The sequence below is a fragment of the Candidatus Allofontibacter sp. genome (assembly GCF_038145245.1).
Classification (GTDB): Bacteria; Pseudomonadota; Alphaproteobacteria; order Pelagibacterales; family Pelagibacteraceae; genus Fontibacterium.
Genome location: NZ_JAYQPI010000039.1, coordinates 1 through 6,912 on the forward strand (window position 1 = coordinate 1; position 6,912 = coordinate 6,912).

8 protein-coding genes are annotated in these 6,912 nt (G+C 29.5%); 4 read left to right on the forward strand and 4 right to left on the reverse strand.

Features of this window, described 5'->3' with window-relative positions; genetic code table 11:
* Both AC8IGH_RS04755 and AC8IGH_RS04760 read left to right on the forward strand, forming a co-directional pair.
* The coding region (locus AC8IGH_RS04755) for a hypothetical protein (RefSeq protein ID WP_507419571.1) at positions 1–357 on the forward strand (357 nt) is incomplete at its 5' end.
* Positions 354–815, forward strand: coding sequence for an MJ0042-type zinc finger domain-containing protein (locus AC8IGH_RS04760; RefSeq protein WP_507419572.1), 462 nt, complete (start codon positions 354–356; stop codon positions 813–815). The genes AC8IGH_RS04755 and AC8IGH_RS04760, both read left to right, overlap by 4 nt.
* Before the next feature lie 223 nt (positions 816–1,038).
* Here AC8IGH_RS04760 and AC8IGH_RS04765 read toward each other — a convergent pair whose 3' ends face one another.
* Positions 1,039–2,247, reverse strand: a complete 1,209-nt coding sequence (locus AC8IGH_RS04765; RefSeq protein ID WP_507419573.1) for an MFS transporter — start codon at positions 2,245–2,247, stop codon at positions 1,039–1,041.
* Between the two features lie 45 nt (positions 2,248–2,292).
* Here AC8IGH_RS04765 and AC8IGH_RS04770 point away from each other — a divergent pair, with 45 nt between their 5' ends.
* The gene (locus tag AC8IGH_RS04770) at positions 2,293–3,135 is read left to right on the forward strand and encodes a sulfite exporter TauE/SafE family protein (protein WP_507419574.1); all 843 of its coding nucleotides are present in this window, start codon (positions 2,293–2,295) and stop codon (positions 3,133–3,135) included.
* Here the strand turns inward: AC8IGH_RS04770 and AC8IGH_RS04775 are convergent.
* Positions 3,128–4,381, reverse strand: coding sequence for a putative Na+/H+ antiporter (locus AC8IGH_RS04775; RefSeq protein WP_507419575.1), 1,254 nt, complete (start codon positions 4,379–4,381; stop codon positions 3,128–3,130). The two genes, AC8IGH_RS04770 and AC8IGH_RS04775, sit on opposite strands and share 8 nt — an antisense overlap.
* 33 nt (positions 4,382–4,414) lie before the next feature.
* Entirely contained in the window at positions 4,415–5,638 is a 1,224-nt protein-coding gene (locus tag AC8IGH_RS04780) for a SulP family inorganic anion transporter (RefSeq protein ID WP_507419576.1), read from the reverse strand.
* A gap of 74 nt (positions 5,639–5,712) precedes the next feature.
* On the opposite strand from AC8IGH_RS04780, the gene AC8IGH_RS04785 reads away from it, so the two are divergent.
* Complete coding sequence (locus AC8IGH_RS04785; protein ID WP_507419577.1) at positions 5,713–6,744, forward strand: methionine synthase; 1,032 nt, start codon at positions 5,713–5,715, stop codon at positions 6,742–6,744.
* Between the two features lie 3 nt (positions 6,745–6,747).
* Here the strand turns inward: AC8IGH_RS04785 and AC8IGH_RS04790 are convergent, their stop codons facing one another.
* Positions 6,748–6,894 carry an SDR family oxidoreductase gene (locus AC8IGH_RS04790; protein ID WP_507419578.1) on the reverse strand — a complete coding sequence of 49 codons (147 nt, stop codon included), beginning with the start codon at positions 6,892–6,894 and terminating at the stop codon, positions 6,748–6,750.
* Positions 6,895–6,912: the final 18 nt, after the last annotated feature.

The following is a 6,912-nucleotide window of genomic DNA, read 5'->3' on the forward strand; positions in this document are numbered from 1 at the left end:
ATGAAACAAGATTACTCTGTAAAAGATATCTTAAATGCTGTTGATGATATTTTAACAACTAAAATTTCAGAAAAACAAATTCAAAATGAGACAAAAGATATTTTAAACGCAGTAGATGGTATCCTAAAACTTCAGAATATCGAATACCCTTCAAAAAAAATAATTGATCAAAAATCAATAAAAATTGATGATAATAAAAAAATATTTAAAAACTTTGTGCCAAAAAAAGAAAATTTAAATAAACTTGAAACAAAAAATGAAAATTTAAATAAAAAAGAAAACAAAAAAAAATATGATTTATTAGTAATAAATAATGCTAAAGATGTTTTAATATTAAACCGTATTATTTTTAAATGATAATTGAATGCGCTTGCAAAAAATATAAATTTGCAGTTAAGGCTGAAGAAATTGGCATTAATGGTCGAGTTGTCCAGTGTGGAGTTTGCGATCAAAAATGGTTTCAAGAACCTGCAAGTTCTGAAGAGTTTAAGATCTTAAAAGAAAATGCTATTAAAGAAGAAAAAGAAAAAAAAGAAGAAAAAGATAAAGATCAAAAATCAATAAAGGAAAAATCTACTAAAAACTATGTTCCAATTAAGTATGAGAATAAAAGTAATTTAAATTATAATAAAATCTTTTTATCTATTCTAATTATCTTAATAATTGGAATGACTATTATTTTTGAAAATAAAGAATTTATCCTTAGTAAAAATCCACAGTTTACTGATTTCTATAGTCTTTTAGAGGAATTTGCTGAGTATTTAAAAACATATTATACAAATTTTATAGAAACATTTATACCAAAACAGAAATAAAAAAATTTATGAGTTTAATTACTGGATTAATACTTTTTGTGATTGGAGTTATCGGAACTATCTTATTTTTTATATTCTTATCTTGGGTTGAAAATAACAAAAAATAATTAAAAACAAAGTTTTGAAATTAAAAAATAAATTTCCATTCCTTTGGTCTGATAAGAATAAGCAATTGCTAAAAGAAACAAAACAAAACTAATCCATATAAAAATTGCTGATTTTTTCATACAATCTGCCTTTCAATTCTTGATATGGTTTTTTCCTCAATTGGATAATTAATAATTGCTCCAAATACACCAAGCGCAATTGATATATACCAAACAATATCATAGGAACCTGTCAAATCGTAAACTTTTCCCCCCAGCCAACCTCCTAAAAAGGCACCAACTTGATGAAATAAAAAAGCAATACCATAAAGCATACTCATATTTTTAACTCCAAATACTGTTGTAATTGTTCCTTGAGTTGGCGGTATTGTTGATAGCCAAAGTATTCCCATTAATGAAGCGAATACATAAGCAGTGAGGTTTGAAACTGGAAATAGAATAAAAATTAAAATAATTACTGCACGTGATCCATAAATAAAACTTAAGATTAAAGGCTTTCGAATTTTAGATCCTAAAAATCCTGCATAATAAGTACCAAAAATATTAAATAATCCTATTAATGCCAAAACAATAGTCCCAATTTGGGGTGATAAACCTTTATCAATCAAAAATGCTGGAGCATGCGTCATAATAAAAAGAATATGAAAACCACATACAAAAAAACCAAAACATAACAACCAGAAACCTTTATGACTAAAAGCCTCCCTCAATACTTCTTTTAATGATAAATCTTGAATGGATGTTTGTTGAATTGGCTTTTCAAACATAGGAATAGCAAGCGCTAACATTATTAAAGAAAAAACAGATAAAATTCCAAAAGCTAAAGTTGGACCAAAATTTTGCAATAATGTTAATGATGCAGGTAACATTATAAATTGTCCAAGAGATGCACTCGACATTGCAATTCCAATTGAAACACTTCTTTTCTCTGGAGTTACAGATCGACTAATTGCCCCAAAGATTGGAAACGTAACGCCTGATATTCCAATTCCTAAAATTCCAGATGCAATAACAAATCCTGTTTTGGTTGAAAGAGTACCCATTAAAAATAAACCTAGCGAATAAAGAATGCTGCCAATAAATACGACAACACCAGCTCCAATCTTGTCAGAAATTCTTCCAGCAAAAGGTTGCCAAATTCCCCACATTAAATTTTGAAAAGCAAGACCCATTGCAAACACTTCTCTGCCCCATAGATTTTTTTCACTAATAGGAATTAAAAAAATTCCAAAGGAATGTCTAATCCCAAATGCAAGCGCAAGTAGAATTGAACCAGCAATTAACACAAATATTGGCTGTCTAAATTTATCAAACACTTGAAACATACTCATTAACTAATAACATTATTTAATAAATAATAAATTTATATAATGAGTAACAAAGTATTTAGAATTTTATTTGGTCTTTTAGTTATTTCTGCAATAGCAATGTTAGCTTATTACCGTGAAACTGGCAGAACTGCTTTTAACAGTGATTTATTTTTCTGGTCATTATTCTTTGGTGCCATCGCGGCATTAATTGATGGCAGCTTAGGAATGGCATACGGAGTAACGGGTGTTGCATTTTTATTAGGGTATGGAATTCCTCCTGTAAAAGCTATTGCATATATTCATATAGCTGAAATTTTTGTCTCTGGTTCATCAGGATTAAATCACTGGCGCATAGGAAATGTTGATACTAAACTGTTTAAAAAACTTTTAATCCCTGGAATTATTGGCGCAATTCTTGGAGCCTTAGTGATAACTAAAATTAAAATTCCTTACTTATCTATAATAATTTCAATTTATTTATTATTTATGGGTATATTTTTAATTGCAAGAGCCTACTCAAGCATTAAGTTACACTTTAAACAAAAAAATTCCGTTATTACGCCCCTTGCAATAACAGGTGGATTTGTTGATGGTGCCGGCGGTGGTGGTTGGGGGCCTGTCGTAACAACAAGTTTACTGGGTGGAAAAATGTTACCAAAAAAAGTTATTGGAACTGTAAATGCTACAGAATTTTTTATTAATTTAGCCTCGGCTACTTCTTTTTTATTTTTAATAAAAGTTACAAATTGGGAAGCATTAGCTGGACTGATAATTGGTGGTTTTTTAATAATGCCTTATGCAGCAAAAGCCACGTCTAAAATGAGTGTTAAAATGATTTTAACTGTTGTTGGATTATTAGTTACAATTATTAGTTTAAGAAAAATAATTTTATTTTTTATATAAAATTATAAAAAATTATTGCAATTATTGTCGGACCAATTGCAGATAAAAATAAATATAGAGGACTAATAATATTTCTTTGAAATTTTCCGCATAAAATTGAATAACCAGCAGGATTTGGCGCATTAGCAATTACAGTTAATCCGCCGCCAGTTATCGCTCCTGCCGCCAGTGCATATTTAAATTGATCAGAAAGTCCTTCAACTAAAGAACCTAGATAAGTAAGAGCAGCGTTATCTGTTATTGCTGTCAAAGCAGTAGCTGCATAGTAAATTTGATCTGGAGTTAACTTGTTTAATAAAGGCTGTAGCCACCATTTTTGTTGTCCTCCTAAAATTACCAAACCCGTTAAAAATAATGATACTAAAAAAGCTTCTTTTAAAATTAATTTATTTTGAAACTGGTCGTATGACGCTGCTAGACCTAAAAAAATTACAAAGATTCCCAAAAAAATAATTAAATCGTGAACAAAAACTATGAGACCCACTAATAAAATCAAATGAATTAGTAAAATAAAAAAAGGAATATTATTTTCCTTTATATTAAGTTTTGAAACTTTAACTAATTCTTTTCTAAAGATCAGTGTTAAAATTAAACTATTTGTAAAAACAGCCAAAGCCGTTCTCCAGCCAAATGTGCTAAACATAAAAGATAAATCCCAATTCCACTTAGCAGCAACCATTAATATAGGTGGAGCAGCAAAAGGAGTCATAGCCCCTCCTATGCTAACATTTACAAATAAAGTTCCGACAATTCCGTACTTAAATTTATTCGAAATATTTTTTGAATAAAAATGATCTTTAAGAATTAATGCAGCCAGAGTCATGGCTGCCGGCTCAGTTATAAAGGAACCTAAAAGGGGCACAAATGTCATTGTAACCAAAAAAAGTCGCAAAGACTGGTTGATGGGTAATAATCGTGAAATTTGTTTAACACAGGTTAATGAAAAATTTAATATAGGTTTGCTTGCCGCTATAACCATAATTGCGAATACAAATAATGGTTCAACATAACTTTGGTTATTTAAATAATTTACTGTCTGATTTTTGCCAGCCAAAATAAAAAAAAATATAACAAGAATTATTGCCCAGAAACCAAATACAATTTCAACTTCACCAAGCATGTGTAATATTTTTTCATGCTTAGAATATTTATGAGCTAAATTTTTAAAAATTTTAACTGAAAATGTATGTAGAATTGCAATTGCAAATATAAACGAAGCAATAAAATGGATTGGAATATCAAGCATTGTTAATATCTATATCAGTTTGAAATAATTAAACTACTTTTTAAAATAAGAAAATCTTTTTTCTTTATAAATCAATTTAGCTAAGTAATAAAAGATTACACCAATAAAAACTGAAAAAATTAAGTTTGTAAATATTGTTAGAATCATAACATTAAATTTTGTATAAATTTCAATTTTACTTTTTTCATTAATTTCTCTTAAAAATTCCCAATCAACGATATCAAGTCCTGTTTTAATCAAAATTGCAGCTAAAATTGCTAGCGGGATTATTTTAACTAATGGAGCAAGAACAAAAACAATAAGAGTAAGTGTTATTGAGTGAATCATTCCAGATATCGGGGTTTTTCCTCCTGTTTTAAGATTAACTACAGTTCGCATTGCAGCGCCTGTTGCAGCTAAAGCACCAAATAAACCTGCAACAAAATTTCCAACTCCTTGACCAATAGACTCTTTGTTTGGAAGATGTTTTGTAAGAGTAATTCGATCATGTACTACTGCAGTCAATAAACTGTCTATAACCCCAACTAATGCAAGTGCTGTAGAATAAAAAAGTACTGCTAAATATTGGTTAGGTTGTGGTAAGGTAAAATGAAACGACGGAAGTCCTTTTGGTATATCTCCAATTAATTCTTGTTGTGAAAAAAACAAGTAAGATAAAAGAGAACCCAAAAACAAAACAATAATTGAAGATGGTATAATTTTATTAATTTTTTTTGGGATAAAGAAAAGAATAAGAAGACCAAAAGAACCTATAAAAAGAGCCTGTCCATTAACATTTGAAATATTTTGTAAATTTGCAAGAGCACTAATCACTTGTGGTTTTGCACCAAGACCAAATAAAATGGTAAGCTGAAGAGAAATAATAATTAAACCAACGCCAGACATAAAGCCTGAACAAACACAGTAAGGAATTTTATTAATTAAATTTCCAAGTCTAAAAATACCAATAAAAATTTGAATTAATCCTGAAAAAGTGACACAAAAAAAAACAATTTCTGGCTGATCCCTAAACTCTAAAAAGGCTGCTGCAATAATGACAACCATTGGACCTGTTGGTCCTGAAATCTGACCTGGAGTTCCACCAAACATTGCAGCTAAAAATCCAACAATAATTGAACTGTAAATTCCAGTTAATGGCCCGAGTCCTGAAACAGCTCCCCAAGCTAGACCTAGTGGTAAAGCAATAATTCCAGCTGTAACTCCTCCATAAATATCTCCCTTTATAAACTTTTTATTAAATCCGTGAAAAATTTTCATTTACTATTTTTTTTATATAATTTTAATTTTCAAGATATATTAATAAAATTAGAATAATTAAAGCAAAGTTAATAATGAACAATAAAATTTTAACTACTATCTCAGGAAGTTTACCAAAGCCAAATTGGCTAGCGGAACCTGAAAAACTTTGGTCTCTATGGTTATTAGAAGGAGAAGAACTTAAAGTAGGAAAAAGAAAAGCAATAAAAATTGCCGTTAATAATCAAATAAATTCTGGACTGTCAATTATTGGTGATGGGGAACAAACAAGACAACACTTTGTTACAACGTTTATAGAACATTTGAGTGGTGTTGATTTTAATAATAAAAAAATCGTAAGAATTAGAAATCGATACGATGCGAGTGTTCCTGTTGTATTTGGTGACATAGTAAGAGAAAGATCTGTATTTGTTGAAGATGCTAAATACTTAAGATCTTTAACAAAACTTCCAATAAAATACACACTGCCAGGCCCTATGACGATGGTGGATACATTATATGATGATTATTATCAAAGTAGAGAAAAATTAGCAGAAAAATTTGCAGAAGTTTTAAATCATGAAGCTCAAGAGCTTGTGGACGCAGGCGTTGATTACATTCAATTTGATGAGCCTGCATTTAATGTTTTTTTTGATGAAGTAAAAGATTGGGGAATTAAAATTTTAGAAAAAGCAGCGAACAATCTTAAAGCTAAAACAATTGTTCATATTTGCTACGGATATGGAATTGAGGCAAATATTAACTGGAAAAATAGCTTAGGTAACGAATGGAGGCAATATGAGAATGTATTTCCACTACTCGCTAAAAGTAAAATTGATCAAATAAGTTTGGAGTGTCAAAACTCTAAAGTTCCAATGGATTTAATTGAATTGTTAAAGGGAAAGAAAATTTTAGTAGGCGCAATAGATGTAGCCACAAAAAAAATTGAGACTCCAGAACAAGTTGCTAATATTTTAAGAAATGCTACTAAATTTGCAGAACCAAAAAATATTTTAGGTTGCACAAATTGTGGATTAGTTACTTTTTCTCAAGAAGTTGCAAATGCAAAAATGAAATCTTTAGCGCTTGGCGCACAGATTGTTAATAATGAATTTGGACTAGAATAATTATTATTGTGCTGTCCAGCCACCGTCTATTGGAATATTTGCACCTGTAATCTCTGATGCACTATCAGAGCATAAAAAATAAATTAAATCTGCAATATGTGATTTTTGCACAAATCTTAAAGATGGCTGTTTATCTTTTAAAAGTTGAATTTGTGCTTTAGCATTAGA

Coding starts and splice junctions, on each gene's coding strand:
- AC8IGH_RS04765 (WP_507419573.1), bottom strand. CDS start 2,247: ATGTTTCAAGTGTTTGATAAATTTAGACAGCCAATATTTGTGTTAATT.
- AC8IGH_RS04770 (WP_507419574.1), top strand. CDS start 2,293: ATGAGTAACAAAGTATTTAGAATTTTATTTGGTCTTTTAGTTATTTCT.
- AC8IGH_RS04775 (WP_507419575.1), bottom strand. CDS start 4,381: ATGCTTGATATTCCAATCCATTTTATTGCTTCGTTTATATTTGCAATT.
- AC8IGH_RS04785 (WP_507419577.1), top strand. CDS start 5,713: ATGAACAATAAAATTTTAACTACTATCTCAGGAAGTTTACCAAAGCCA.
- AC8IGH_RS04760 (WP_507419572.1), top strand. CDS start 354: ATGATAATTGAATGCGCTTGCAAAAAATATAAATTTGCAGTTAAGGCT.
- AC8IGH_RS04780 (WP_507419576.1), bottom strand. CDS start 5,638: ATGAAAATTTTTCACGGATTTAATAAAAAGTTTATAAAGGGAGATATT.